Origin of the sequence: Bacteroides acidifaciens (genome assembly GCF_024623065.1) — a bacterium.
Lineage (GTDB): Bacteria > Bacteroidota > Bacteroidia > Bacteroidales > Bacteroidaceae > Bacteroides > Bacteroides acidifaciens.
On record NZ_JANJZR010000016.1, the window covers coordinates 20252 to 45498 of the forward strand.

Sequence of the window (25247 nt, forward strand, 5' to 3'; positions counted from 1 at the left end):
AATGAACCATGTGTCTGAGTATCGGCTTTCAAAAGAATGCGTATTGGGGATTCGGATAAAGAAAAGTTCACTGCCTTCTTTCATAATTCGGAAAAAAGTGCGAAATTTGCAACGCTTTTCAAGTTTGACAAGAAACTTACTAACACCTTTAAATAAAAAATTAAAGAAAATGACTAAAAGTGCATTGCAAATCGCAAGGGCTGCTTACCAGCCCAAACTTCCGAAAGCATTGGCATCAGGAGCTGTTAAGGTTGTAGCAGGTGCTGCTACTCAGTCTGTAGCCGATCAGGAAGCTATCAAAGCATTATTCCCGAACACGTATGGAATGCCGTTGATTACATTCGAAGCTGGTGAAGCTGTTGCTCTTCCTGCTATGAACGTTGGTGTAATTCTTTCCGGTGGTCAGGCTCCGGGCGGACACAACGTAATTTCCGGTTTGTTCGACGGTATCAAGAAATTGAACCCGGAAAACAAATTATATGGTTTTATCCTGGGTCCTGGTGGTCTGGTAGATCACAACTATATGGAACTGACTGCTGATATTATCGACGAATACCGCAACACAGGTGGTTTCGATATCATCGGTTCCGGACGTACGAAGCTGGAAGCAGAAAGCCAATTTGAAAAGGGATATGAAATCATCAAAGAACTTGGCATTAAAGCATTGGTTATCATTGGTGGTGATGACTCTAACACAAACGCTTGTGTATTGGCTGAATACTATGCAGCTAAGAACTACGGTGTACAGGTAATCGGTTGTCCGAAAACAATTGATGGTGACTTGAAGAACGATATGATTGAAACTTCTTTTGGTTTCGATACAGCATGTAAAACTTATGCAGAAGTAATCGGTAACATCCAACGTGACTGTAACTCTGCACGTAAATACTGGCACTTCATCAAATTGATGGGTCGTTCGGCTTCTCACATCGCACTGGAATGTGCTTTGCAGGTACAGCCTAACGTATGTATCGTGTCTGAAGAAGTAGAAGCTAAAGATATGTCTTTGGACGATGTAGTGACTTACATCGCTAAAGTGGTAGCTGATCGTGCTGCACAAGGAAACAACTTCGGTACTGTATTGATTCCGGAAGGATTGGTAGAATTTATTCCTGCCATGAAACGTCTGATTGCTGAATTGAACGACTTCTTGGCGGCTAATGCTGAAGAATTCGGTCAGATTAAGAAATCTCACCAACGTGATTATATCATCCGCAAACTTTCTCCGGAAAACTCTGCTATCTATGCAAGTCTGCCGGAAGGCGTTGCCCGCCAGCTGACATTGGACCGCGACCCGCACGGAAACGTACAGGTATCACTGATTGAAACTGAAAAGCTGTTGTCTGAAATGGTAGCTACTAAGTTGGCTGCATGGAAGGAAGAAGGCAAGTATGTAGGTAAGTTTGCTGCTCAACACCACTTCTTCGGTTACGAAGGACGTTGTGCTGCTCCGTCAAACTTCGACGCTGACTACTGCTACTCTTTGGGTTACACAGCTTCTATGTTGATTGCTAACGGCAAGACTGGTTATATGTCTTCTGTACGCAACACAACTGCTCCTGCTGCCGAATGGATTGCGGGTGGTGTGCCTATCACTATGATGATGAACATGGAACGTCGTCACGGTGAAATGAAACCGGTTATCCAGAAAGCATTGGTGAAACTGGACGGTGCTCCTTTCAAGGCATTTGCTGCACAACGTGACCGCTGGGCTATCGAAACGGATTATGTATATCCGGGACCGATCCAGTACTTCGGTCCTACAGAGGTGTGCGACCAGGCAACTAAGACTTTGCAACTGGAACAAGCTAAATAAAACATACTTCAAGGAGTTGTGTACAAAGCCGACTCTCATGAAGGATTTTTTAGACGCGGATGACGCAGATAAACGCGGATTTATTTTATCAAAGAATCCGCGTCATCCGCGTAAATCCGCGTCTAAAGTATACTGCATGGCTACTCATATTATTTATTCAATCATTTGCTCTGCTGATCAATGACGTCACGTAATACTAATCCGATGGCTACTGTCCAAAAGAAAAGGGCTGTTTCCACTGCTACTAGAAAAAGGGGAACATCTTCTTCCAAATCTCCCCGTGCTCCGAAAAAGAAACAGGAGCAACCCGGACGAGCTATGCCTACTTGGGTTCGTAACATTTTGGCAGTGACGATTGTCGGTTGTTTTTCCATTGCTTTCTATTATTTCTGTATCCGTCCTTATGCTTATCGATGGAAGCCTTGTCATGGCTTAAAGGAATACGGAGTCTGTATCCCTAACGGATATGATATTCATGGTATTGATATCTCTCACTACCAGGGAAAGATTGATTGGAATAGACTGTTGCAGAATAAAGAGACAGCTACTCCCTTGCATTTCATTTTTATGAAAGCAACAGAAGGGGGAGACCATAACGACACCACCTTTGAGGCGAACTTCGCCAATGCCCGTAATCATGGATTTATTCGTGGTGCTTATCATTTTTATATTCCTGGTACGGATGCTTTGAAACAGGCGGACTTCTTTATTCGTACGGTGAAACTGACTTCTGGTGATTTACCACCTGTACTTGATGTGGAAGTGACCGGCCGGAAGGAAAAAAAGGAATTGCAGCAAGGTATTAAACGTTGGCTGGACCGGGTAGAATCTCATTATGGAGTGAAACCTATTCTTTATACTTCTTATAAATTTAAAACCCGTTATCTGGACGATTCCATCTTCAATACATACCCTTACTGGATCGCCCATTATTATGTTGACTCTGTAAAGTATCAGGGGAAATGGGACTTTTGGCAACATACTGATGTAGGGAGTGTTCCAGGCATCAAAGAAGACGTCGACCTGAACGTGTTCAATGGCTCGTTAGAGGAACTTAAAAAGCTGACTATTAGGTAACAGGTATTTCTTTTCCCAACACTTATTGGTGGTTCTGCTGGGTACGCAGCTGCCAAACGGGTAGGATAGTGACGCTATCCGATGCAAATAGTGACGGTATATGCTATGGATAGCGTCACTATCCCACGCATATACCGTCACTATTAAAGATAATTTGTTGGCTATTATCCTTTATAAATAAACTTCACCTCTGCCCAGCGATTCTTCTCTTTATAATGAACGAAAGTCAGTCCGTTCTTCTCCGCTTCTTCGCGGATGGCGGCGATGTCGTCTACATAAAAGCCACTCATATAGAGTTCGGAATTCGTGTGCATACAGGCAACATATTTCTTCATGTCATTTAGTAATATGTTCCGGTTGATGTTGGCGATGATAACGTCGAAAGGTCCTTTTCCTGTAAGCGACGAAGCATCTCCTTCTGATACGGCAATATCATCTACGTGGTTCAATTCGATATTTTCGATGGAGTTTCGTACGCACCATTCGTCAATGTCGATGGCTGTACAGGGGCGTGCGCCTCGCATACGTGCGAGGATGGCAAGAATCGAAGTTCCGCAGCCCATATCGAGTAGGGATTTATCTTTCAGCTCACTGTCCAACAATTCTTCAATGATGAGGCTGGTAGTCTCGTGATGTCCTGTTCCGAAAGCCATTTGAGGATTGATGATGATGTCATATTCCGCTTTGGGGACATCTTGGTGGAAAGTGCTGTGGATCACACATCGGTTTCCGATAATAATCGGCTGGAAGAAATTCTTTTCCCATTCTTCATTCCAGTCCTTATCTTCCGCTTCGGTGTATGTATATGTAATATCCGTATCGGGTAGGGGGAACTCGGCAATGGCAATCTTGATGGCGTTTTCATCACATAATGTCTGTTGGATGTATGCGGTCAGCCCGCTTTCACACTCAACAAAACTTTCAAATCCGACTTCACCCAGTATGGCAGCCAGTACGTCATTGACGGTTTCGGTACAAGGTTGGGTGCGGAATGTGAACTCAAAATACTTCATAGTTGTTTTTAATTCTGGTGAATAATGGGCAAAGATAGTTAGAAATAGGGATTTCCCTATTATCCTTTGGGGAAAATCTTCCCCGGGCGAAAAATCTCTTTCTTATCTTTGTAACGTGAATAAGTTTAAGTAATTACATAAACCGAGATGATATGAAAAAGATTGTTTATTTCTTGCTATTTGCCTTGTGCCTTCCGATAGGTATTTTTGCGCAAAGCGTTGATGACGACCTTTACTTCGTGCCTTCCAAAAACAAACAGGAGAAGAAAGAAACTCCGGTTAAGAAGGAACCGAAGAAACAGGTGACGACTAACATCTATACTTCACCGGGTACTACAGTAGTGGTTCAGGACCGTAAGGGAAGAACACGGGATGTGGATGAATATAACCGCCGTTACGATGCACGTGAAAATGAATTTGTAATGGATAATGATACCTTATATATAAAGGAAAAATCTAATCCGGATTTGGACGGAGAATGGGTGACGGGCGAATTCAATGGTACAAAAGACGACTATGAATACGCTGAACGTATCATCCGTTTCCGCAATCCGCGTTTTGCTATCAGTATCAGCAGCCCGTTGTACTGGGATGTAGTTTACGGTCCGAACTCATGGGATTGGAACGTATATACCGATGGTATGTATGCTTATGCATTCCCGACGTTCAGTAACCCGCTTTGGTGGGATTGGCGTTATGGCTCTTACGGCTGGGGATGGAACTATGGCTGGGGATGGAATCGTCCTTACTATGCTTGGGGATATTACCCCGGCTACTGGGGTGGCTGGTATGGCGGTGGATATTGGGGACATCATCACCATTGGCATGGTGGTCCTAGCTGGGGCTGGGGCGGAGGTGGAAACCATTGGGCTCGTAACACTTATTACAATGATCGTCGTTCTAATTTTGGAAATAGCGGAGGAAGCGCTCGACGTTCTTCTTATATATCAAGCGGAGATCGTAGAATAGGTACAACTGTTGGCACGCGTCGTACTAACACAGGAAGTGTTGGTCAGTCAGCTCGTCGGGGTGCTACAACAACCTATAACTCTTCTAGAAGAACTGTAGGTACCCGTACTACAGATACGAGAGTAGGAGCTGGTAACAATTCAAGTTCTTCTCGCCGGAATACTACATATACTCGTCCGAGTAGTACACGTAGCAGTTCATCATATGATAGCAATCGTTCCAGTTCTTCTTCCCGTCGGACTTATGGAACAACGGAAAACAGCAGCAGACGTTCTTCTTCTACTTATAATCGTGGAAGTTCAACTACACGTAGCTATTCACCGTCGAGCAGCAGTCGCTCTTCTTCTAATTCCAATTATTCTCCAAGTCGTTCTTCCTCTGGTTCCTATTCACCGAGTCAGTCTTCATCCTCTCGTTCGAGTGGTTACTCAAGTGGTGGTGGAAGTTCCCGTTCCAGTTCCGGTTCGTCAGGTGGAGGTGGTAGTCGAAGAAGATAAAATGATTGGTTTTATTAAAAAGACATATTTATGAAAAATATAAGATTTGCAATAGTGATATTGTGTACTTTAGTTGGTACTACTGCCGTAAGTGCACAAAACTTATACGATGCTGCCCGGTTAATGGGAAATGACTTGAATGGAACCGCCCGGTTTGTCGGCATGGGAGGAGCCATGGGAGCATTGGGAGGTGATATCTCGACGATGGGCACCAATCCGGCAGGTATGGGTATTTATAGAAGCAATGATGTGATGACCACATTTGGCTTTAGTAATATTGGGTTAAAGTCTAATACGAATGGTAGTAAGAATGAACTAGATAAGTTTAGAGGTTCATTTGATAATGTGGGATTTGTTATATCAAGTCGTATTGGACATGAAACAGCTCTACGGTTTGTGAACTTTGGTTTTAATTACCGCAGGGTGAAGTCTTTTGATAAAAATATGGCAATGAATGGTTTGATGGAAGATATGGAAGGGCCACTGTCACAAAGTGATTTATTTGCTTCTTTGTCATACGGGCTTTCTGAGGACTATTTGAGTTCTAATGCTGCTTTTACTGACGGAGGGATAGATGCTGCACCATGGTTGGGAGCTATGGCTTTACGAACCAGAGTGATTGGATTGAATGATAGTGAGAATAATCAGTATGCTAGTAATGTAGGCTATAGAGTCGATTCTGAAGGCAATATTATTTATTTGCCTGTAATGGGAGAATATACTTCTAGAGAAAAAGGCGGATTGCACTCTTATGACTTCAATGTTGCGTTCAATATTTATGACAGAGTTTATTTCGGTGCTACCATTGGAGCTTATAGCGTCGATTATTCTAGAAATTCTATTTATAGAGAAAGTTACCAGGGAGATGTTTCTAACTATTCTTTAGAGAATTGGTTTGATACAAGTGGTACTGGATTTGATTTTAAGCTGGGAGTAATTGTACGTCCATTTGAGTCATCATCTTTTCGTATTGGGGCTGCGATACATACGCCTACTTGGTTTAATTTGGAAGACCGTACATCTGCTCTCTTAATTTCCGATATTGATATGAATAGTGATGGGATGATTGGTAAGGATGAACTGTATGAATATGACACAATGGAATTCCCAGGTGAATCGAAAACAAAGTATCAGTTGGTGACTCCTTGGAAATACAATTTGAGTTTAGGATATACGATTGGTCGTTCTGTTGCATTAGGGGCAGAATATGAGTATAGTGATTATTCTTCGGCTAAGTTGAAATATGACGATGGTATGCGGATGGAGGATGAAACATCGCAGATAAAAACAGGATTGAAAGGGGTACATACACTTCGTGTTGGAGCAGAGTTTAAACTGGCACCGGAGTTTGCTTTTCGTGTAGGTTATAATTATAGGACAGCTGCCATGTATGATGATACATTTAAGAGAATAGCACTTAATAGTATTAGTACAAGTACTGAGTTTTCTAATCTGAAAGCAACTAATAATTATACTTTGGGATTTGGTTATAAAGGATCTGCTTTTTATGCAGATTTAGCCTATCAATTGAATACTTATAAAGAAGATTTCTATCCATTCTATAATGAAGTAGGAGAACACTTTGAAACAATATTTGTGCCAAATGCTACCAAAGTAACTAATACCCGTCATCAGGTACTGCTAACTTTAGGTATGCGCTTCTAATCTAATAAAGAGACAGTTTTCAATTTCAATAATAACTTTTGTGTGTAAAAAATCCCTGGAATGCTGAGTGTCTACAGCGGTTCCGGGGATTTTTATTAGTATTGCTTTTTATCTTTCAGTCTTATCAGAATAGTGGAGTTCGTTCGTCAATGATTTCGCGACCTGCGTACATTTATCTGGTAGTAGTCGCTTCGTCGGTCAATATTCTACTTTATCTTCTTTGGCCACCCAGGCTTTGAAGGCGGTAAGGGCTTCATTATGTAGTAAGATTTCGGAAGGCAGTTTTCTGTCTTCAGGTTTCAGTTCCAGTTCATCATAGATAAAAGAGTCGTCAAAACCGATATTTTTGGCATCGGTCTTGTTGTTTCCATAGTACATCTTATCTAGGCGTGCCCAATAAATAGCACCCAGGCACATCGGACAAGGTTCGCAGGAAGTATAGATTTCGTATCCGCTAAGATTAAAAGTACCGAGTTTGGCAGCTGCGGCACGTATGGCGCTTACCTCGGCGTGAGCCGTAGGATCGCATGATGCAGTGACACGGTTAACTCCTGTTGCAACAATTTCTCCGTCTTTCGTGGCAATCACAGCACCGAAAGGACCTCCACCATTTTCAACATTCTCTTTTGAAAGCTCGATAGCTTTCCGCATCAATTCTTCTTTTGTCATAGCGCAAAAAATATATTGTTAGTTTGATTCTAATCTCATGTTCTACAAAGATAGAAAAAACTAACAATATACAAGGGCGTGCTTCTGACAATTACCAGTACCAGCAGATACCGAAAGAGAACGGATAAAGTTCGGGACCTTTGTCCTTTTCAAAAAATCCGTAGGTGGAGTAACGCATATAAACTCCTAAATCGGCATAACCGACTTGTGCCAATACATTGAATCCCAATGGTCGTGCGTTCAGTCCCTTGTCGAAAGTCTTTTTGACGCCGTTTGCTTTTCCTTTCGATTTTACTCCGTGACGAATCTCCGCTTCGGGGCCAACTGCGAAGAACAACGGTCCTCCATTGTTGATTTTCGTCTGCCATTCGATAGAAAGAGGAATGCGGAAATAGAAATAGCGCAAACGGCTTTTGCTATATGTGACCGGTTCTTCAGCCGCTTCAGCAGGATAGATTTGAGTGATACCGTCTATCTTGCGGAAAGCATGGTTGTCTTCCAAGCGGATGCTGCGGTAACCCCATCCCAATCCGATGGTAACTCCCCAGTTGTAGGTTGGGGCAAAGGCATGATAGCCGGTGAACAGATTGCCGCCTATTTCCCAGGAGTGGGCAGTGTTCAGGTTGATGCGGTTGGAAGGACTGAAAGAAGCAAAGCCGTTCGACAGTTGCGTATAGCCCATATAAAGTCCTCCGGCGTGAGGTTCGAAACGGTATTTCTTTTTGTTGTGTTTAGCGAAAGGAAGTGCATCGAGTACCGTGCGGCTTTCCATACTCCGTCCGTTTAGATAGACACCTTCAAAGATTTTTGTGTTGGCGATGGTATCGCCTTCTGAAATGCTTTCGTAGAGTTTCACCTTTATTTGGTCGTTCTGCTCTTTGATAACTATTTTTCTCCCGTTGAGATAGAGAGTCGTGTCTTGGGCGAGATTCTCATTTTGCGCCATAAGGCCCATTGGGGCGATTATGCACAGTAGTAATAATAACTGTTTCATGGATATTTTTTTTATGTGTTCTTATTCTTTTTTCATAAATAGCATGGTAACTAAGTCGTCGGCATCCAACTCTCCTTCGATATAAATAAGGGTGGCAGCACCTTTCTTTCCCGTTTTGAAGAGAATGAACCGGTTGACGTCCTCCTTGAGTTGCGGTAGTTGGTAATAGCCCGACCGGATTTGTCCACTGGAGACAACCTCTTTCACTTTCTTGGCCTTCTTCTTGTCGGTTTCAAGAGAGCGTAGGATAGTAGGCATTGCCTCTTCTGCATCCTTGAATATAAGACTTTTGTAGAGATTCATCCGGTAGGCGTCCAGCACTTCTTTGGACAACTCTACCATAGTCACTCCTTTCTGCTTTCCGTATTTCTGAAAGACGGCAGCAATCTGTAGTCCTTGCTGGGCAGTCGCACGGGCGGTAAAGGTAAGCAGCAGGACAAACAGGACGGTGGTACGAATGGGGTTATTCATCATATTCTTATGTTGTTTTTTTATATTATTACTCAAATAAAGTGACGAACACATCTTCTTCACTGAAACTGACGTTGTGGAAAGCGGCTTTCGCTTGTTCGCGGACTAAAGCGGCATCTGTATATTGTTTGCCGTCGATAACGACATAACTTGACACCGAAGGAGACAGATGACGATAAACGTTTGATACACCGATTGTCAGTAAGAAAGTGGCTGCCACTGCGCCTAAACTGTAAGTCAGATAATACCTGAACGGTTTTCGTCTTTTACCCAAGAAGGCAAACATCGGACGGTACACCTCAAGGTGTTCCGGCACAAGCCCTTTGGCAAAGAAACGGCGCAGTTGGCGCTCTTCCTCGCAAGTGGTTTCACCTTCAAAATATTTGTTCAGCAATTCTTCTATATTGTTCTTCATACATCATTCCTCCTTTTTCGTTCTTGTATGGCGTGCAAATAGATATCTCTCACTTTCTTGCGTGCTCTCGAAAGATTGCTGCGGATAGCTTCCGCATTGCATCCGGTTATCTCCGCAATTTCTTCCGTTTCGTACTCTTCGATGTCTTTCATGCGGATAATCATCCGTTGCAGGGTGGGCAAGGAGTTGATAATCTCTTGCATCAGTTTGCAGGCATCCTTTTCTTCGAGCAGCCGTTCGGGTGTCCCTGTCGTTGCTGTCGTCTGTATCTGTTCGAGCGGTATCGCATCCGGACGCCTCGAGCGCCACATATCCATGCAAAGATGATGTGTCATCGTCATGGCTACAGCTTCCACGCTTCGGTATTCATCGAGTTTGTGGCGCTGGTTCCATAACTTCAGCATGACCTCTTGCACGGCATCTTCGGCATCCGAAGAATCCTCGGTCAATCTTCGGGCATAGTTCAATAGCTTGTCGCGAAGAGGCAGGACGGTTATTTTAAATTGTTTGAGTTCCATTTACACAGATAAGACGGTGGAAAGAAGAAAAACGTGACATCGGGAAGATATTTTTTTCTGTCTGTACGAAAAAAAGTGCCGGCAAATTGCTGTATCATGCAAACTGGCCGGCACTTTCCGTATCTTGATAAAGATTGGAAGGAGACTTTTTCAGAGTTTTCCGAGGATTTTGTCCATTACCCAATTAGTCAACGTTGCGCTTTCGCCATCGCAAGAGCAAACCGACTTACCCAATAAGTGGTCTACTACTGCTTGGATAAGAGGTTGTTGCACGTGTTCCGGGTTGCCGATACAGATTTCTTCCCGTCCTTTCTCGGTATGCAGTCCGATAGGTTCGTATGTAAAGACAGAGAAGCAAATCATTCCTTTGTCACCGATAATCTCTATGCGGTCTTCGCGGGCAGAATCATGGGCTACGAAGCACCAGGAACCACTACCCACCAATCCGTTGTCAAATTGGAAACAGGCGCTTAATGTATCTTCGGCAGGATAAAGCCTGCCGCGATTACTCTTGTAGCCGCTTGCTTCGAGGATGCAACCGAACATATCTTGCAACAAATCAATTTGATGCGGAGCAAGGTCGTAGAAGTAACCGCCTCCGGCAATATCAGCCTGCACACGCCAGGGAAGATTTTCGCGATTGTAATCCAGATCGCGTGGCGGCTGGGCAAAACGAATCTGTACATTGATAACGTTGCCGATCGTCCCGTTCTCTACTAATTCCTTTACTTTCTGGAAATAGGGAAGATAACGTCGGTAGTATGCTACGAAACAGGGAACCCCCGTTTCATTGGATATGCGGTTGATTCGGGTACATTCTTCATACGTCACAGCCATTGGCTTCTCAATATAGGCCGGTTTGCCTGCTTTCATGGACATAATGGCATACGTAGCGTGTGAAGAAGGAGGAGTGGCGATATAGACAGCGTTTACTTCCGGATCATCTATCAGCTCCTGTGCATCGTCATACCATTTCTTGATACCTCTTTCTTTGGCATAAGCTTTTGCTTTCGCACCGTCACGGCTCATCACTGCCACGACTTCCGAATGTTCTACTTTCTGGAAAGCGGGACCACTTTTCGTCTTGGTTACTTCTCCGCAACCGATGAAGCCCCATTTGATAATCTTTTCACTCATAATGTTATTACCTATTGTGCCTGTTTTATACGAACCCCAAAGATAAAGCTATTTTTTGTTAAGAGCAACTTTATCGGGTATAGTATTTTTTATAAAGCTTTCGGTATTCCTTTTCCTGTTGGAATCTATCCAGCCATGTATTCAGACTATCGAGTAAGATAGGTGATTGTTTGCTGACTGCCCATGAGTAGAACTGCGTAAAGCTGATTGCGGTATTGATGTCTATCTGTGGCAAAGAGTCCGCGACTGCCCGTGCGATACTTTCATCACAAACAGCATAGTCGATATCTCCGTGAGCTACCAATGAAATCAATTGTTCGGGGCCGTATTTCTCTATTTCCTTTATGTAGATAGTGTCACCGATTTCATTTCCCAGATTCCGGATACGCAAAATGGAAGGGGAGCCTTTCACGACATGAAGCGTACGCTGTGCCAGGTCCAGTTGGCTGCGGATATAAAGTGAGTCGCTTTCTTCAGTTTCTTTCCGTTGCACCAACACTTGTTTGTTGAGTACGATAGGCGTGGTGAGAAGCAGGGAGTCTTTGAGTTCACTGGTGGCTAATATGCCGAAAGCGATGACATCGAAACGTCCATCCGCCAGTCCTTTCAACCGTTCTTCAAAACTCATGAAAGGCATTATCTCGGCTTTCAGCCCTTTGTCGCGGGCAAAGGCTTCTATCAGTTCATAATGGAAACCGGAAATAGTGTCGCCGTCTACATAGAAACTGGTGGAATTGTATTCGGTTGCTACACGTAATATCCCTTCTTTGGCAATGGCTGCGTAGTCACGCGGGTGTCCCAACGGCTTTTCCTGTTTTCTATTGCATTGGCGGACAGAAAAGAGAATGGCCAGTACAATAACGACAGGTACTAAATATCTGAACAGTCTCAGTTTGGGGCGTGTCTCCATAAGCCGTAGTTTTTTTGTTAATCATAGAAATTCCATGAAAGACCGAATTTTAGAAAGCGTGGGTTGATAGGGTAGTGGGGCGACAGGAAATAATTCGGTCTGCTCACACCTTGGTTCACATGATACATCATTACATAGAAACGAGTACGCTTTAAGTGCAGGTTCGCGTAAACATTCACAATCGGATAGCCGCCAATCTTTACTTGGTCGTTTGCAGATTGCAGGTGGAAGTTTTGAATGGCAGGCGTATACGCAGGGGCATTGTATTTGGTGAAGTATCGTACGTCGGCACCTAACTGTACGCTAAGTACTTTCTTTGCCAGTTTGAATTGCATGTAGAAGTTGTGATACAGTGAAAGGTCCGGTAAGGGAAGCACCGTCTGATCACTGGATTTCTGCCAAATCATTTCATTGTCAAGATGGAATATTCCGAGCTTGAAGTCCTGATTAAGGCTTGCCGATAGTACTTGCAGGCTTCCGCTTTTTTGTTCAGGCGTTGCCTGTTGGTTGAAGTAAGTATAGTTCTTAATATTTTCAACTCCTGCTTTCAACCGTGTTCTCCAACGGGCAATGCTCAGTTCCCCTTCGATGCGGGTACGGAATTCTTTGTCCATGTCATTATCCCACAAGAAATGTTTGGAATGGTAATGACGCATATAGAAAGGGGCAAGTTTATTGCTGACCTCACCACGGGCTATGAGGCTGACCGTGTCTTTCCACAAAGGGAAGTTAAGGTCAATATGTCCTTTCACGTCGAATTGTCCGATGGCTTTTCCTGCGAGCCCCACTTCGCCGATAGCATGATAATGAAGCACATTACCTTCGCCTTTGGAAAGTTCTCCGCCCACAAATATTTCGTTTTCATTGTATTTGTCGGGAGACAGGCTGCCGTTCATATTCATCAGTGTGTACTTGCTGATTTTATAGGAAGCAAATGCGGTCAGACCGGCTTTGGCATATTTGTTGAAACCTTCGAGCAGGGCAATACCGACGGTGTTCTTGATTCCTACATAGGTGGTACTGTCGTGGGCAATCGGATTGTCGGGGGCAAGATAAGTATTCTGATAATAGTTTTTCTCCCGCATATCGTCATTTGAGTTGAAGGTGTGCCGTGCCCGCTCTACCTGAATGGTATGTATGAAGCTGGTGACCGGTACGAATTCCTGTTTGGTAGGAGTTGTGTCATTCTCAGCCTGTGGTATATCACGTTTGAACCCCAAATTATAACGTTGGGTAAGGAATACGTAAAAGTCGTGATTACGGTTGGTTGTTTTACTGAGCTTAGTCGGAATATTGGTTGACTCGTATTCCCTCTGTCCTTGGGCCATTTCTTCGGGAGCGGTGATATATCGGTCGTCCTCAATACCTCCGTTTTCATTTGTTTTCAAGTAATTATTACTGTAAATGGCTTGCATCTGATACTTATCGCCAATATAGCTGCCGAAAAATGCGGCGTTGAAGTATGCAGTATTCTGATTGTTGTAGTACCCTCGTCCATACAGGTAGTCTATATTAAAACCAAAAGCCAGTTTCTTGTTGACATTGACGGAGAAGTATGATTTGAAATGTTCTTCACCGTTTACTTTATTACCCGCTTTATGATAGGTAAGATTGGTGTAGGGTACGTTACTATTGGTGAAATTGAATTCTGTAGGACGGATAAAGAAACTGGAGAAAGGCTCCATAAAGATAGTAGGCTCCGGATCACGACGTTCAAAGAAGATGCGTGACATACGGGGAGAACCCATATTGGCAAGGTAGTTGTAATGTCCGGTCAGCCCGTCTGTAAGATTCGTGTTCTGGAAATGGTGGTAGGCAGTATCCGCCGGAATGATAGTCCGGTCGCCCAATTGATTTTTAATACGCCACATATACAATGTAGGCGCTAATCCCTGTATTTCAACGTTTGCACTATCCAACCTGTCTGGAATCATGGCAGGGTCTACCTGATTACCATATTGGTCGTATCCGTTTTCGTCCACTCTTTGTCGACCATTATCGAACTGTGCACGGACAGTTGTCAAACCTATAACGGAAAGTAGTATATATAATAGTAAGATTCGTCTCATAATTGGGGGACAAAGATACTTACTTTAATTGAGAATTGAGAATTGAGAATTGAAAAATATGTTGCATCCTTTACTTACCGAGCAATTATTTCTTAATTCCCAATTCTCAATTTTTAATTTATCAAACCTCACGGATTAACTCCATACCTTTCTTGATGGCTTCCTCATTCATGGGAATCAAGTGGTGGTGGCGTTCCGGCAGGGTTTTCTTCAGTCCTTTGATTACATTTTCCAGCGTGACAATCGGGTGGAGTTTCAATAAACCGCCGAGTACAATCATGTTGAACGCCTTAGCATTGTTCATTTCATTGGCTGCGTCCATTGCGTCAATACGATATACTTTGATGTCCTTGCGGGTAGGCGGGTTGATGATTCCGTAACCGTCGTAAATCAGGATACCGCCGGGTTTCACTTTGCTTTCAAACTTTTCGAGTGAAGGCTGATTCAGAATGATGGCAGCATCGTATTTACTAAGAATTGGTGAGGATATTTTGTCATCGCTTACAATAACTGTAACGTTGGCTGTTCCACCTCGTTGTTCGGGACCATAAGCGGGCATCCAGGTCACTTCTTTGCCTTCCATCAAACCGGAATATGCCAGAATCTTACCCATAGACAATACGCCTTGTCCACCGAATCCTGCTATAATTATTTCTTCTTTCATTGTTCTGTTGACTTTTAGCGTTATTCTTTATCTTTTAAATCACCTAGCGGATAGAATGGGAACATGTGTTCTTCCATCCATTTGTTCGCCTTCTCCGGAGTCATCTTCCAGCCTGAACTACAAGTGGAAACAATTTCTACCAAGTTAGAACCTTTACCGCTCATGGAATTTTCAAAAGCCTTGCGGATTGCTTTCTTTGCCTTGCGGATAGCCGGTACGGATTGTACGGACTGGCGGGTTACGTAAGCGGTTCCTTCCAGTTGAGCGGCGATTTCGGTCATCTTCAACGGATAACCGTGAAGTTCTACGTCACGTCCGTAAGGACAAGTGGAACTCTTCATGCCTACCAAGGTAGTCGGAGCCATCTGACCGCCGGTCATACCATAGATAGCATTATTGATAAAGATAATCGTGATATTCTCGCCACGGTTCAAAGCGTGGATTGTTTCGGCTGTACCGATACAAGCCAAGTCACCGTCGCCCTGATAAGTGAAAACAAGACGGTCCGGCCACAGGCGTTTTACGGCAGTTGCCACAGCGGGAGCACGTCCGTGTGCTGCTTCCTGCCAGTCAATGTCCAGATAGTTGTAGGCAAACACTGCGCATCCTACCGGAGAGATGCCCACCGTTTTGTCCTCCATGCCCATTTCCTCTATCACTTCGGCAATGAGCTTGTGTACCACACCGTGACTGCAACCCGGACAGTAGTGCATGGCATTATCGTTCATCAGAGTCGGTTTCTTGTAAACCAGATTCTCGGGTTTGATTATTTCTTCTTTAGTCATAACTTCATCTCCTTATCTGTTGGTGAACCGTATAAAAAACTCCATCAGCTTGACAAAGATTGCCGCGCCGCATACGTAGATAAACATTTTGAAATCATCTTTTGCTACAAAGTAGGTGATGATGGCTGCAACAGCCAATATCATAAATAGGATGTTCAGTACGTTTCTTATTTTATCGGGATTCATTGTTTCGTTATTTGATTATTTTTTCTTTCAAGGCAGCTACAATCTCATCCGGATCGGGAACGATGCCACCTAGACGTCCGAAATGTTCTACCTTTACTTTACCGTTAACAGCGAGACGGACATCTTCAATCATCTGTCCGGCATTTAGTTCCGTAACGAGCATGCCTTTTACTTTATCAGCGTATGCAGCAATCGCTTTGGTTGGGAACGGCCATAGTGTAATCGGGCGAAGGATACCTACTTTAATTCCTTTTTCACGGGCTAGTTCCATTGCTTTCTGACCAATACGTGCCATTGAACCGAAAGCGATAATCAAATACTCTGCATCTTCGCAGTTGATCTCTTCGAAGCGTACTTCGTTTTCTTCAATTTCACGATATTTAGCTTGAAAACGGAGGTTGTTGATTTCCATGGCTTCCGGTTTCAATTCAAGGGAAGTGATAATATTAGGTTTGCGGTCTTTCGCTTTTCCGGTAGCAGCCCATGGACATTGTTCAATTACTTCTGCTTCAGTACGGCGTGGCTTTTGTGCAGGAAGAACAACCTTTTCCATCATCTGACCGATCACACCGTCGGCAAGGATGATAGCCGGATTACGGTATTTAAAAGCCAGTTCGAATCCTAATGCTACGAAATCCGCCATTTCCTGTACGGATGCCGGAGCGAGGGCAATCAGTTTGTAGTCTCCATGGCCACCACCTTTTACTGTCTGGAAGTAGTCTGCCTGGCTAGGTTGGATAGTTCCCAATCCGGGACCGCCACGCATTACATTCACAATCAGACAAGGAAGTTCGGCACCGGCCAAATAAGAGATTCCCTCTTGTTTCAAGCTCACACCCGGACTTGAAGAGGAGGTCATTACCTTCTTTCCGCTACCTGCACCTCCATATACCATATTGATAGCTGCCACTTCACTTTCCGCTTGGAGTACTACCATGCCGGTTGTTTCCCACGGTTTCAGTTCGGCAAGCGTTTCCAACACTTCCGATTGGGGAGTAATTGGATAACCGAAGTAACCGTCGGCACCGCAACGGATAGCTGCGTGGGCGATGGCTTCGTTTCCTTTCATTAATACAACTTCTTCTGCCATATTCTTTTCTTTTATTCTACTTTTACTTTATACACTGAGATACATCCGTCCGGACAAACCGTTGCACACGAGCTGCATCCGTTACAGGTATCTTCCTTCACTTGCCAGGCATAGTTATAGCCTTTCATGTTTACCTCTTTATTGAGGGCGATTACATCGAGCGGACACGCCACTACACACAGGTTGCATCCTTTGCAACGCTCCGTGTCGACTACGATTGCTCCTTTGATTTTTGCCATAATCTTTATTTTATTACGTTATTTTTGAGTACGGTTATTGATTATACATCTTTTTTATTGATTGAACATATCCTTGTTGTAGAAGTTGAGGATATCTATTGCCATCTTCCTGGCCTGAGCGGCAGGACTGTCCGGATTGATCTCGATGGCATACTGGTAGTTGTCCAGTGCCTGCTTCCAATCTCCTTTCTTTCGGTAGGCATTTCCCCGTAAATAGTAAAGAGTATCTTTTTCTTCTTTGGCAGAAGTGTCCCGGAGAAGCTGGTCCAATTGCTTAATCGCTGTGTCCACGTCCCCCTGATTGATTAGCTCTTTTAGGTTGTCTATTTGCTCCATTTCTTTCGTCTTTCGGGATTCTGAAACGCAAAGATAGTTTTTATTTATGTAAACAGGGCAAATGAGGACGGAAATTTGCATCGTTTTGAGTTTATTGCATATTGGGTGAATAAATAGTACTATATGTCTCATTATCACAGGGACTGGCAGGAAGAAACCTATGTGAATATATTGGGATTAGTTTGTAAAATAGTTCGGCTATGTGGATTTGCTTTGCCAAGGAATCAGGCTTTTTACCCCAATCGGCATGCCAGGAAGCATTATTTCTTATGTCAAAAGCAATTCCTTCAAAGGCCCAGTAAAGTCTTGACTTTACATTTTTCGTTGAATACCAATTGACAAAGTCATTAGACATAGGCTCACTCTTTATTTATTGGAGTTATCAGCTAAATATCTTTATGAAGATATACCCTTCACCTCTTTTTTAATATCTTTTATATCACTTTGTTCATCAGTGATAGTGGGTAAGGGATGAGTGAAGGGGCGAAATAATTCTTGATGTTGGCTTGTATTTACTGAAAGATACTGTACTTTTGTGCAGATATTAAAATGTATAGACTATGTTGGATATTGTTTTGATTGTGATAAGTGCCCTTTGTCTGATAGCCGGATTGGCAGGTTGTATTCTTCCGTTTCTTCCGGGACCACCTATTGCTTATTTGGGATTGGTTTTTCTGCATTTGACGGATAAAGTACAATATAGTACGACGCAATTTATCGTATGGTTATTGATTGTAGCTGTATTGCAGGTATTGGATTATTTCACTCCGATGTTGGGAAGTAAATATAGCGGCGGCAGTAAATGGGGAAATTGGGGATGTATCATCGGAACGTTGGTCGGGCTTCTTTTCTTGCCTTGGGGAATTATTGTCGGTCCCTTTCTTGGTGCCGTGATTGGTGAATTATTGGGAAATAAGGAGTTTTCCCAGGCACTAAAATCCGGATTCGGTTCATTGCTCGGATTTATTCTCGGCACTTTGCTGAAATTTGTTATCTGCGGTTATTTCTGTTATCAGTTTATAGTCGGGCTTGTCCGGTGAAGCAGGTATAAAAATAAAGCTGCCCTTCAAAAAGAAGAACAGCTTTATATCTGTTTGATTTATCTTCAGGCTTTATTTTACCGGAATCTTATCAATGCGGTTCTGATGGCGTCCACCTTCAAACTCTGTAGAGAAGAACTCTGTCAGAATCATGTCCGCTTCTTCAGTACTGATAAAACGTCCCGGCATCACCAGAATATTGGCGTCATTGTGCTGACGGGCCAAGTGTGCGATTTCTGCGTTCCAGCAGAGTGCAGCACGAATTCCCTGATGCTTGTTCAACGTCATATTGATTCCGTTTCCGCTGCCACAGATAGCGATACCGGGATAACATCCACCCGATTCCACTGCGAGGGCTAGCGGATGGGCATAGTCCGGATAGTCTACGCTTGCGGTAGAGTTTGTTCCGAAATCTTTGTATGCCCAGCCTTTTGCTTCCAACCAGCCGCGAACATATTCTTTCAGTTCAAAGCCGGCATGGTCGCATGCTAATCCGATTGTTTTCATTAGAGCATTGCTTTTACTTGGTTATATACGTTTTCGGCAGTGAATCCAAGTTTCTCGTCCAACACTTTGTAAGGAGCGGAGAAACCGAAAGATTCCAATCCCCAAACTTTACCGTAGCAACCTACCAGACCTTGAAGAGTGACAGGCAGGCCGGCAGTCATACCGAAGATTTTTGCGTCTGACGGAAGAACAGCTTCCTGATATTCTTTCGGTTGGTTACGGAACAGACCTTCAGACGGAACAGATACAATGCGTACCTTCACGCCATCTTTACGAAGTAACTCTGTGCCAGCTACCAATGTAGATACTTCAGAACCTGAAGCTACCAGGATAACATCCGGATTTTCATCGGAACCTGCTACGATATAAGCACCCTTAGCTGCTTGTTCGTAATCTGTTCCTGCCGGTAAATTGGCAATATTCTGACGAGAGAAGATCAGGCCTGTCGGAGTAGACATATTTTCCATAGCAAGTTTCCATGCAATAGTTGTCTCTTCTGCATCAGCCGGGCGAAGTACCAGCATAGAGTTGTGTCCCTTATGGTTTTTCAGTTTCTCCATCAAGCGGATTTGTGCTTCCTGTTCTACCGGTTCGTGAGTAGGACCGTCTTCACCTACGCGGAATGCGTCGTGTGTCCAGATGAATTTCACCGGTTGTTCCATCAAGGCAGCCATACGTACGGCTGGTTTCATATAGTCGGAGAATACGAAGAATGTACCGCAAGCAGCGATAACACCACCGTGGAGAGACATACCGATACAGATACAAGCCATTGACAATTCGGATACACCAGCCTGGAAGAATGCTCCGCTGAAATCACCTTTCTTGAAAGAATGAGTTTTTTTCAGGAAACCGTCAGTCTTGTCAGAGTTAGAAAGGTCGGCAGAAGCAACGATCATGTTTTCTACCTGTGTAGCAAGTGCGCCCAATACGGTTGCAGATGCAGCACGAGTAGCGCTACCTGCTTTCTGTTCGATAGCAGACCAGTCTACTTTCGGAGCTTTGCCTGAGAAGAAGAGTTCTAGTTTTGCAGCCAGTTCCGGATTGGCTTTTGCCCATGCGGCTTTCACTGCGTATCTTTCAGCTACGATTTTCTTCAGTTCTTCTGTTCTTTTTGCATACAGTTCGGCTACTTCCGGGAAAATTACAAATGGGTTGGTTGGGTCACCGCCCAAGTTGTTGATTGTATTTACATAAGCGTCGCCACCGAGCGGAGCACCGTGAGTAGCACAGTTGGCTTCATAGCTGCTGCCGTCTGCCTTGCGAGCGCCTTTACCCATTACAGTCTTACCGATAATTAGTGTCGGGCGTTCCTTTTCCGCCTGTGCTTCCTTGATTGCCGCACGGATTTCGTCAGGATCGTTACCGTTTATGCTGATTACTTTCCATCCCCATGCTTCATATTTCATGGCTGTGTCTTCAACGGTCACATCTTTTGTTTCAGTAGAAAGCTGAATGTCGTTGGAGTCATAGAACATAATCAGGTTGTCCAGTCCCAAAGCACCAGCAATACGTCCGGAACCTTGAGAAATTTCTTCCTGGATACCACCGTCGGAGATGTAAGCATAGATTGTCTGGTTCATCACCTCGTCGAAACGGGCTTTCAAGAATTTGGCAGCAATAGCAGCACCTACAGCGAAAGTATGTCCCTGTCCCAGCGGACCGGAAGTATTTTCGATGCCACGCATGATGTCCACTTCAGGGTGTCCCGGAGTAGGGCTTCCCCATTGACGGAATTCTTTCAGTTCGTCCAGCGTGAATTTTCCTGTCAATGCCAACGTAGAATAAAGCATTGGAGACATGTGTCCCGGGTCGAGGAAAAAGCGGTCACGTCCTTCCCAACGGGGATTCTCGGGGTCGTATACTAGAAACTCAGAAAAGAGTACATTTACAAAGTCAGCACCACCCATGGCGCCCCCCGGGTGACCGGAATTGGCTTTTTCAACCATTGAAGCAGCAAGAATACGGATATTATCCGCTGCACGATTCATAAGTTTGTTATCGTTCATATCATTAAAATTTAATTGATTTCTGTCAGATTGCTGGCAAAGATAACTCTTTATGTGGATTTAACAATCCAAAAGTGCCATCTTTTTTATTACCATTTTAACACTCTTCTTGTTTGTAATACAATAAGTAACAGCCCTTGAATTACTGTAACTCTAAAGTAACAATAGACTTAGCGGGAAGTTTTACCTTCATTGTACCTTTATTGATTTTTACCTCTTTGAAAGGTGCCGGTTTTACAATATCAGGATTCTCAAAAGAATTGTAATCGGTCAGTTTGGCTGAGGTCAGGATTTCTCCGACAGCTTTTTTCGATTTTGTATCCCCGAGGTTGACGGTTATTTCCTGTGCTTCGTCAGCGTTCACATTCGAGAGGGAAATATGGATAACTCCGTTTTTGTCTTTTGATGCGGTTGCGCTCACCATAGGCACAGTGCGGTTGTCGCGTACGTTCATCTTTTCACAGTTCAGCTCGATTGGGAGATAAGTGGCATCTTGGTGTACTTTGTACATTTTGAAGACGTAATAAGTAGGAGTGAGCACCATCTCTTTGTCTTTTGTCAGAATCATGGATTGGAGTACGTTGACTATCTGTGCGATGTTTGCCATCTTCAGGCGGTCAGTGTATTTGTGGAATACGTCAAGGCTCAGAGAGGCAACGAAAGCGTCACGTAGTGTGTTTTGCTGATAAAGGTGTCCGCGGATAGTTCCCGGTTCTTCATCCCACCAGGTTCCCCATTCGTCAAGCAAGAGGGCGATTTTCTTGTCCTTATCATATTTGTCCATGATGGCGCAATGTTTCTTTAGCACGTCTTCCACCTCAAGGCATTTGCCCATTGTCCAGTAATAATCGTCCTTATTGAACTGGGTTGCGGATGTTTTACTGCCGCTCCATCCCGTTACTGTATAGTAGTGCAGGGAAAGACCTTCCATACGATGTCCTACGCGGTTCATCAATACATCTGTCCAGTTGTAATCATAGTCACTGGCGCCACTGGCGATTTTGAACAGGCGGTTGCCGTCATAGTTACGGCAATAGGTGGAATAACGACGGTATAAATCTGCGTAATATTCCGGACGCATGCTGCCACCGCATCCCCAACTTTCATTACCTACACCGAGGTATTTTACTTTCCATGCCTTGTCACGACCGTTCTTGCGGCGGAGATTTGCCATTGGAGAGTCACCGTCCGATGTCATGTATTCTACCCATTTGGCAAGTTCTTCCACCGTACCGCTACCTACATTTCCGCTTACGTAAGGTTCGCAGCCCAACATTTCGCAGAGATTCAAAAACTCGTGGGTTCCGAAGCTGTTGTCTTCGATTGTTCCGCCCCAGTTATTGTTAACCATCTTCGGACGGTTTTCTTTCGGACCAATGCCGTCCATCCAGTGGTATTCATCGGCAAAGCATCCGCCCGGCCAGCGAAGAACGGGAACGGACAAGTCTTTCAGTGCATTGAATACATCTGTGCGATATCCTTTGATATTAGGAATATCCGAGTTTTCGCCTACCCAAAGACCACCATAGATGCATGAACCTAGGTGTTCGGCAAACTGGCCGTAGATTTCTTTCGGGATGATTTCTTTGCCTTGATCGGCGTGTACGGTGATGGTAGCACTCTTTTGTGCAGAAAGAGATACCGATGCTGCCAGAAAGACCGTGCTGGCTAATAGTTTTGCTTTCATAAATGGTATTTGTTTAAATGATTATATAGATGTTTGATTTACAGTGATGATAAACGTTGATTATTTGAGCAGGCGTACCTCATAAATGGCAGGCGTCCACTCTGTTCCGTCAGGGGTGAAGCGTATCGGGCAACTTCCGGATTTCAGTTTTTGTGGCAGAAGCCAGGAGAGGGTAATAAATCCGTCTTTATCCGCTTCGCTTATGGTAGGATTGACTGCCAGTTTATTATTATTCAATAGAATGGCTACTTTGTTACGGTCATTCTTCTGTATGGTAATTCTAATCCGGCCTGCTTCTTCTTTTACTTTCAGGTTATAGCTGAACCAACCTTTGGCACGGCGGAAATGGCGGTCTTTATTTGTACCGGTTTCTGCTTGTTCGTATTGGATTCCGTGGTCGGATTCCGGTTGCTGTTCACCGGGGAAAATCAGGTCGACGGTTTGGTTTGCTAATTCTGTTGCTTTTCTTTCGGCTGTTGCCATTTCTTTCTGGATGATTTTGAATTGTTCTTCGTTTGCCTGACGGAAGTAAATAGCGTATCGGGCATTGTGCAAACGGAAGAACGGGATAAGTTCCAATGTTTTGTTTTGTGCAGGATATACGTTCCCGTCGAAGGTGAATATTAACTGGTTATCGTCCTTTTTGTGAAGGGAATTACGGATTGATTCGGGATTTCCAATCAACATCGGCACTTCCTGCAAAGGAATTTGTTTGCCATGGGCGATATGTCCGCCACGGCTGTCGTCTGCGTACAAACCGTCGAGATGTCCGGTGCCCGTAGAAGCCGCAAGGACGATAGGACCGTATAAGAAAGCGTAATAGTCTTTCTTGTCAGGTATCTGCTCAAGGCTGACTTTCATTGGAAGATTAAAGGTAATTACATCTCCTTTTTTCCATTTACGGTGGAGAGTCAGATAATTGCTGTTTTCTTCGACGATAGACGCTTCGTTTTTACCATTGATTTTCACATTGTATTCTTTACTGTGTCCAGTCCATTGAGGTTGGCGTATTTTCAAGGTGATCCCTTTCTTCGGTGCTTTATCAATGCGTAATGTCACTTTTCCGTCATCGGGGAAACGGGTTTCTTGTGTCAAAGTAACTCCCTTTTCTTTCCAGGTCAGTTGTGACGGGATGAATAGGTTGACATATAGCGTATCTTTTTGATGCGCATAAATAAATTCACCGTACTTGGTGTGATTTTCCAGTCCTGAACCGACGCAGCACCACATGGATGTCTCCGGTTGTGAGTAAACCCGGTAATGTCCGGGACGCATGGGGGTGAAATAGACAAAACCACCTTTCTCCGGTTCTTGTGACGCTAAAATATGATTATAGAGTGCACGCTCGTAATAGTCGGCGAAATTCGTTTCGGGAGAATCCTGATAAAGCATTTTGGTAAGCCGGAGCATATTGTAGGTATTGCAAGTCTCCGGTCCTTGAACATCGTTCAGCATGGACGTGAAGTTATCCGACGGATGGAAGTGCTCGCGTACACTATTTCCACCGATACAGACAGAACGGTGATTGACTACCGTGTTCCAGAAAAAACGGGCGGCATGATCCCACTCTGCAGCATGATTCCAGTTCTTGTCGTCTTGTGAAAGTTCAGCTATCCGTTTGTACCCGATGACTTTCGGTATTTGTGTGTTGGCGTGCATGCCTGTCAGTTTGTCTTCCTCTTTGATAAGCGGATCTAAGATAAACTTGTGAGAGAAACGGCGTGCTAGTTCCAGATACTTCTTGTCGCCTGTGATTTCGGCCACATCGGCGAAAGTCTCGTTTAATCCGCCATGTTCGCTACGAAGCATATCTTGTATTTGTTCATCGCTCAAGTCGGAAGTAATGTCAATCATCCAGTCGGTAAAATCAACCAGCATTTGTCGAGCGAGGTCGCTTCCTGCATAAAGATAAGCGTCCCGCAGTCCGGCATAAGTCTTGTGTATGTTGTAGAGAGGTACCCATTTGCCGTTAAGGTCGAAACCACCGGCACGGATATTTCCAGCTTTAATATCTTTCCATAGTTGGAGGCTGTTCGGCGTGCCGCCGATAAATCCTGTGCCGACAGCTTGCTGTGCGCGGTGAAGTTCGTTCAACATATAGTTGAGACGGTTGTAGACAGCAGTGTCTCCGGTCGCGGCATACATCATGGAGAGGGCGGATAAATAATGTCCGCCAATGTGCCCATCCAGTCCTGTGTTTTCCCAATTGGTGTAGCTCGGAGCTTTGGGAGTCAATCCTGCTTCACGGAGGAAAGGGGCGAGCAGGCGGTCGGGATTCATTGATAATATATAATGTAAATCAGTCTGTTGGGCTTGCAGAAAAGGACTGTTCAGCAGTTTTACATCTTGTAGGGGAAAGTACGAAACTTGTTGCCGGTTTTGTGCTTTTCCCAATGAAACGGATAGAAGAAGGGCAAGTATGAACGAGGTGGTTTTCATGATGGTAGATTTCCCCTTATCCCTCTCCAAACGGAGAGGGGATAG

Annotated in this window: 24 protein-coding genes; 5 read left to right on the forward strand and 19 right to left on the reverse strand. The window is 44.2% G+C overall.

Translation table 11 applies throughout. The features are described 5' to 3' along the window. Window positions 1-169 precede the first annotated feature (169 nt). On the forward strand, window positions 170-1816 hold the full coding sequence (locus NSB03_RS06950) for a diphosphate--fructose-6-phosphate 1-phosphotransferase (RefSeq protein ID WP_024986627.1): 1647 nt from the start codon (window positions 170-172) through the stop codon (window positions 1814-1816). A 180-nt stretch (window positions 1817-1996) separates the two neighbouring features. Then, window positions 1997-2893 carry a glycoside hydrolase family 25 protein gene (locus NSB03_RS06955; RefSeq protein WP_024986628.1) on the forward strand — a complete coding sequence of 299 codons (897 nt, stop codon included), beginning with the start codon at window positions 1997-1999 and terminating at the stop codon, window positions 2891-2893. Between the two features lie 164 nt (window positions 2894-3057). On the opposite strand, the gene prmA is transcribed toward NSB03_RS06955, so the two are convergent. Further along, window positions 3058-3906 (reverse strand): 50S ribosomal protein L11 methyltransferase, encoded by an 849-nt coding sequence (gene prmA, locus NSB03_RS06960; RefSeq protein WP_065538339.1) that lies wholly within the window; start codon window positions 3904-3906, stop codon window positions 3058-3060. 152 nt (window positions 3907-4058) lie between these two features. Here prmA and NSB03_RS06965 point away from each other — a divergent pair, with 152 nt between their 5' ends. Next, window positions 4059-5372 (forward strand): hypothetical protein, encoded by a 1314-nt coding sequence (locus NSB03_RS06965; protein ID WP_136013382.1) that lies wholly within the window; start codon window positions 4059-4061, stop codon window positions 5370-5372. 30 nt (window positions 5373-5402) lie between these two features. Next, window positions 5403-7037 (forward strand): OmpP1/FadL family transporter, encoded by a 1635-nt coding sequence (locus NSB03_RS06970; RefSeq protein ID WP_024986629.1) that lies wholly within the window; start codon window positions 5403-5405, stop codon window positions 7035-7037. A gap of 198 nt (window positions 7038-7235) precedes the next feature. On the opposite strand, the gene NSB03_RS06975 is transcribed toward NSB03_RS06970, so the two are convergent. From NSB03_RS06975 to NSB03_RS07040, 14 genes are all read right to left on the reverse strand, one after another. Next, the gene (locus NSB03_RS06975) at window positions 7236-7706 is read right to left on the reverse strand and encodes a nucleoside deaminase (protein ID WP_024986630.1); all 471 of its coding nucleotides are present in this window, start codon (window positions 7704-7706) and stop codon (window positions 7236-7238) included. A 91-nt stretch (window positions 7707-7797) separates the two neighbouring features. After that, on the reverse strand, window positions 7798-8700 hold the full coding sequence (locus NSB03_RS06980; protein ID WP_024986631.1) for an outer membrane beta-barrel protein: 903 nt from the start codon (window positions 8698-8700) through the stop codon (window positions 7798-7800). A 21-nt stretch (window positions 8701-8721) separates the two neighbouring features. After that, complete coding sequence (locus NSB03_RS06985; protein ID WP_024986632.1) at window positions 8722-9171, reverse strand: DUF6108 family protein; 450 nt, start codon at window positions 9169-9171, stop codon at window positions 8722-8724. A 28-nt stretch (window positions 9172-9199) separates the two neighbouring features. After that, complete coding sequence (locus NSB03_RS06990; RefSeq protein ID WP_121765268.1) at window positions 9200-9586, reverse strand: PG0215 family putative anti-sigma factor; 387 nt, start codon at window positions 9584-9586, stop codon at window positions 9200-9202. Further along, window positions 9583-10104, reverse strand: a complete 522-nt coding sequence (locus NSB03_RS06995; RefSeq protein WP_024986634.1) for a GFO_1088 family ECF-type sigma factor — start codon at window positions 10102-10104, stop codon at window positions 9583-9585. The genes NSB03_RS06990 and NSB03_RS06995 overlap by 4 nt, the downstream gene beginning before the upstream one ends. A gap of 150 nt (window positions 10105-10254) precedes the next feature. Beyond that, window positions 10255-11241 (reverse strand): Gfo/Idh/MocA family protein, encoded by a 987-nt coding sequence (locus NSB03_RS07000; RefSeq protein WP_024986635.1) that lies wholly within the window; start codon window positions 11239-11241, stop codon window positions 10255-10257. 70 nt (window positions 11242-11311) lie between these two features. Then, entirely contained in the window at window positions 11312-12151 is an 840-nt protein-coding gene (locus tag NSB03_RS07005) for a transporter substrate-binding domain-containing protein (protein ID WP_024986636.1), read from the reverse strand. Between the two features lie 17 nt (window positions 12152-12168). Beyond that, on the reverse strand, window positions 12169-14220 hold the full coding sequence (locus NSB03_RS07010; RefSeq protein WP_024986637.1) for a putative porin: 2052 nt from the start codon (window positions 14218-14220) through the stop codon (window positions 12169-12171). 121 nt (window positions 14221-14341) lie between these two features. Then, window positions 14342-14884: a 2-oxoacid:ferredoxin oxidoreductase subunit gamma family protein gene (locus NSB03_RS07015; protein WP_024986638.1), complete on the reverse strand. Its 543-nt coding sequence runs from the start codon at window positions 14882-14884 to the stop codon at window positions 14342-14344. Between the two features lie 20 nt (window positions 14885-14904). Next, window positions 14905-15669 (reverse strand): thiamine pyrophosphate-dependent enzyme, encoded by a 765-nt coding sequence (locus NSB03_RS07020; RefSeq protein ID WP_024986639.1) that lies wholly within the window; start codon window positions 15667-15669, stop codon window positions 14905-14907. 12 nt (window positions 15670-15681) lie between these two features. Beyond that, window positions 15682-15855 carry a hypothetical protein gene (locus tag NSB03_RS07025; RefSeq protein WP_004297417.1) on the reverse strand — a complete coding sequence of 58 codons (174 nt, stop codon included), beginning with the start codon at window positions 15853-15855 and terminating at the stop codon, window positions 15682-15684. Between the two features lie 7 nt (window positions 15856-15862). Next, window positions 15863-16945, reverse strand: coding sequence for a 3-methyl-2-oxobutanoate dehydrogenase subunit VorB (locus NSB03_RS07030; protein ID WP_024986640.1), 1083 nt, complete (start codon window positions 16943-16945; stop codon window positions 15863-15865). 11 nt (window positions 16946-16956) lie between these two features. Further along, window positions 16957-17184, reverse strand: coding sequence for a 4Fe-4S dicluster domain-containing protein (locus tag NSB03_RS07035; protein ID WP_004297419.1), 228 nt, complete (start codon window positions 17182-17184; stop codon window positions 16957-16959). A 54-nt stretch (window positions 17185-17238) separates the two neighbouring features. Beyond that, window positions 17239-17520 (reverse strand): tetratricopeptide repeat protein, encoded by a 282-nt coding sequence (locus NSB03_RS07040; RefSeq protein WP_024986641.1) that lies wholly within the window; start codon window positions 17518-17520, stop codon window positions 17239-17241. A 560-nt stretch (window positions 17521-18080) separates the two neighbouring features. On the opposite strand from NSB03_RS07040, the gene NSB03_RS07045 reads away from it, so the two are divergent. After that, a complete protein-coding gene (locus NSB03_RS07045) occupies window positions 18081-18560 on the forward strand; it encodes a DUF456 domain-containing protein (protein WP_120466423.1) in 480 nt (159 codons plus the stop codon). Window positions 18561-18632: 72 nt separating this feature from the next. Here the strand turns inward: NSB03_RS07045 and rpiB are convergent, their stop codons facing one another. The 4 genes from rpiB to NSB03_RS07065 all read right to left on the reverse strand — a co-directional run bounded on the left by rpiB (window position 18633) and on the right by NSB03_RS07065 (window position 25202). Next, window positions 18633-19067, reverse strand: coding sequence for a ribose 5-phosphate isomerase B (rpiB, locus tag NSB03_RS07050; RefSeq protein ID WP_024986642.1), 435 nt, complete (start codon window positions 19065-19067; stop codon window positions 18633-18635). Further along, window positions 19067-21076, reverse strand: coding sequence for a transketolase family protein (locus NSB03_RS07055; RefSeq protein WP_024986643.1), 2010 nt, complete (start codon window positions 21074-21076; stop codon window positions 19067-19069). Before NSB03_RS07055 ends, rpiB begins: the two co-directional genes overlap by 1 nt. A 142-nt stretch (window positions 21077-21218) precedes the next feature. Beyond that, window positions 21219-22763, reverse strand: coding sequence for an alpha-N-arabinofuranosidase (locus tag NSB03_RS07060; RefSeq protein WP_024986644.1), 1545 nt, complete (start codon window positions 22761-22763; stop codon window positions 21219-21221). Window positions 22764-22823: 60 nt separating this feature from the next. Beyond that, window positions 22824-25202 (reverse strand): beta-L-arabinofuranosidase, encoded by a 2379-nt coding sequence (locus NSB03_RS07065; protein WP_024986645.1) that lies wholly within the window; start codon window positions 25200-25202, stop codon window positions 22824-22826. Window positions 25203-25247 lie beyond the last annotated feature (45 nt).

What these genes read in the sequence shown, in the direction of transcription:
- NSB03_RS06950 (WP_024986627.1), top strand. Translation starts at nt 170, where the DNA reads ATGACTAAAAGTGCATTGCAAATCGCAAGGGCTGCTTACCAGCCCAAA.
- NSB03_RS06955 (WP_024986628.1), top strand. Translation starts at nt 1,997, where the DNA reads ATGACGTCACGTAATACTAATCCGATGGCTACTGTCCAAAAGAAAAGG.
- prmA (WP_065538339.1), bottom strand. Translation starts at nt 3,906, where the DNA reads ATGAAGTATTTTGAGTTCACATTCCGCACCCAACCTTGTACCGAAACC.
- NSB03_RS06965 (WP_136013382.1), top strand. Translation starts at nt 4,059, where the DNA reads ATGAAAAAGATTGTTTATTTCTTGCTATTTGCCTTGTGCCTTCCGATA.
- NSB03_RS06970 (WP_024986629.1), top strand. Translation starts at nt 5,403, where the DNA reads ATGAAAAATATAAGATTTGCAATAGTGATATTGTGTACTTTAGTTGGT.
- NSB03_RS06975 (WP_024986630.1), bottom strand. Translation starts at nt 7,706, where the DNA reads ATGACAAAAGAAGAATTGATGCGGAAAGCTATCGAGCTTTCAAAAGAG.
- NSB03_RS06980 (WP_024986631.1), bottom strand. Translation starts at nt 8,700, where the DNA reads ATGAAACAGTTATTATTACTACTGTGCATAATCGCCCCAATGGGCCTT.
- NSB03_RS06985 (WP_024986632.1), bottom strand. Translation starts at nt 9,171, where the DNA reads ATGAATAACCCCATTCGTACCACCGTCCTGTTTGTCCTGCTGCTTACC.
- NSB03_RS06990 (WP_121765268.1), bottom strand. Translation starts at nt 9,586, where the DNA reads ATGAAGAACAATATAGAAGAATTGCTGAACAAATATTTTGAAGGTGAA.
- NSB03_RS06995 (WP_024986634.1), bottom strand. Translation starts at nt 10,104, where the DNA reads ATGGAACTCAAACAATTTAAAATAACCGTCCTGCCTCTTCGCGACAAG.
- NSB03_RS07000 (WP_024986635.1), bottom strand. Translation starts at nt 11,241, where the DNA reads ATGAGTGAAAAGATTATCAAATGGGGCTTCATCGGTTGCGGAGAAGTA.
- NSB03_RS07005 (WP_024986636.1), bottom strand. Translation starts at nt 12,151, where the DNA reads ATGGAGACACGCCCCAAACTGAGACTGTTCAGATATTTAGTACCTGTC.
- NSB03_RS07010 (WP_024986637.1), bottom strand. Translation starts at nt 14,220, where the DNA reads ATGAGACGAATCTTACTATTATATATACTACTTTCCGTTATAGGTTTG.
- NSB03_RS07015 (WP_024986638.1), bottom strand. Translation starts at nt 14,884, where the DNA reads ATGAAAGAAGAAATAATTATAGCAGGATTCGGTGGACAAGGCGTATTG.
- NSB03_RS07020 (WP_024986639.1), bottom strand. Translation starts at nt 15,669, where the DNA reads ATGACTAAAGAAGAAATAATCAAACCCGAGAATCTGGTTTACAAGAAA.
- NSB03_RS07025 (WP_004297417.1), bottom strand. Translation starts at nt 15,855, where the DNA reads ATGAATCCCGATAAAATAAGAAACGTACTGAACATCCTATTTATGATA.
- NSB03_RS07030 (WP_024986640.1), bottom strand. Translation starts at nt 16,945, where the DNA reads ATGGCAGAAGAAGTTGTATTAATGAAAGGAAACGAAGCCATCGCCCAC.
- NSB03_RS07035 (WP_004297419.1), bottom strand. Translation starts at nt 17,184, where the DNA reads ATGGCAAAAATCAAAGGAGCAATCGTAGTCGACACGGAGCGTTGCAAA.
- NSB03_RS07040 (WP_024986641.1), bottom strand. Translation starts at nt 17,520, where the DNA reads ATGGAGCAAATAGACAACCTAAAAGAGCTAATCAATCAGGGGGACGTG.
- NSB03_RS07045 (WP_120466423.1), top strand. Translation starts at nt 18,081, where the DNA reads ATGTTGGATATTGTTTTGATTGTGATAAGTGCCCTTTGTCTGATAGCC.
- rpiB (WP_024986642.1), bottom strand. Translation starts at nt 19,067, where the DNA reads ATGAAAACAATCGGATTAGCATGCGACCATGCCGGCTTTGAACTGAAA.
- NSB03_RS07055 (WP_024986643.1), bottom strand. Translation starts at nt 21,076, where the DNA reads ATGAACGATAACAAACTTATGAATCGTGCAGCGGATAATATCCGTATT.
- NSB03_RS07060 (WP_024986644.1), bottom strand. Translation starts at nt 22,763, where the DNA reads ATGAAAGCAAAACTATTAGCCAGCACGGTCTTTCTGGCAGCATCGGTA.
- NSB03_RS07065 (WP_024986645.1), bottom strand. Translation starts at nt 25,202, where the DNA reads ATGAAAACCACCTCGTTCATACTTGCCCTTCTTCTATCCGTTTCATTG.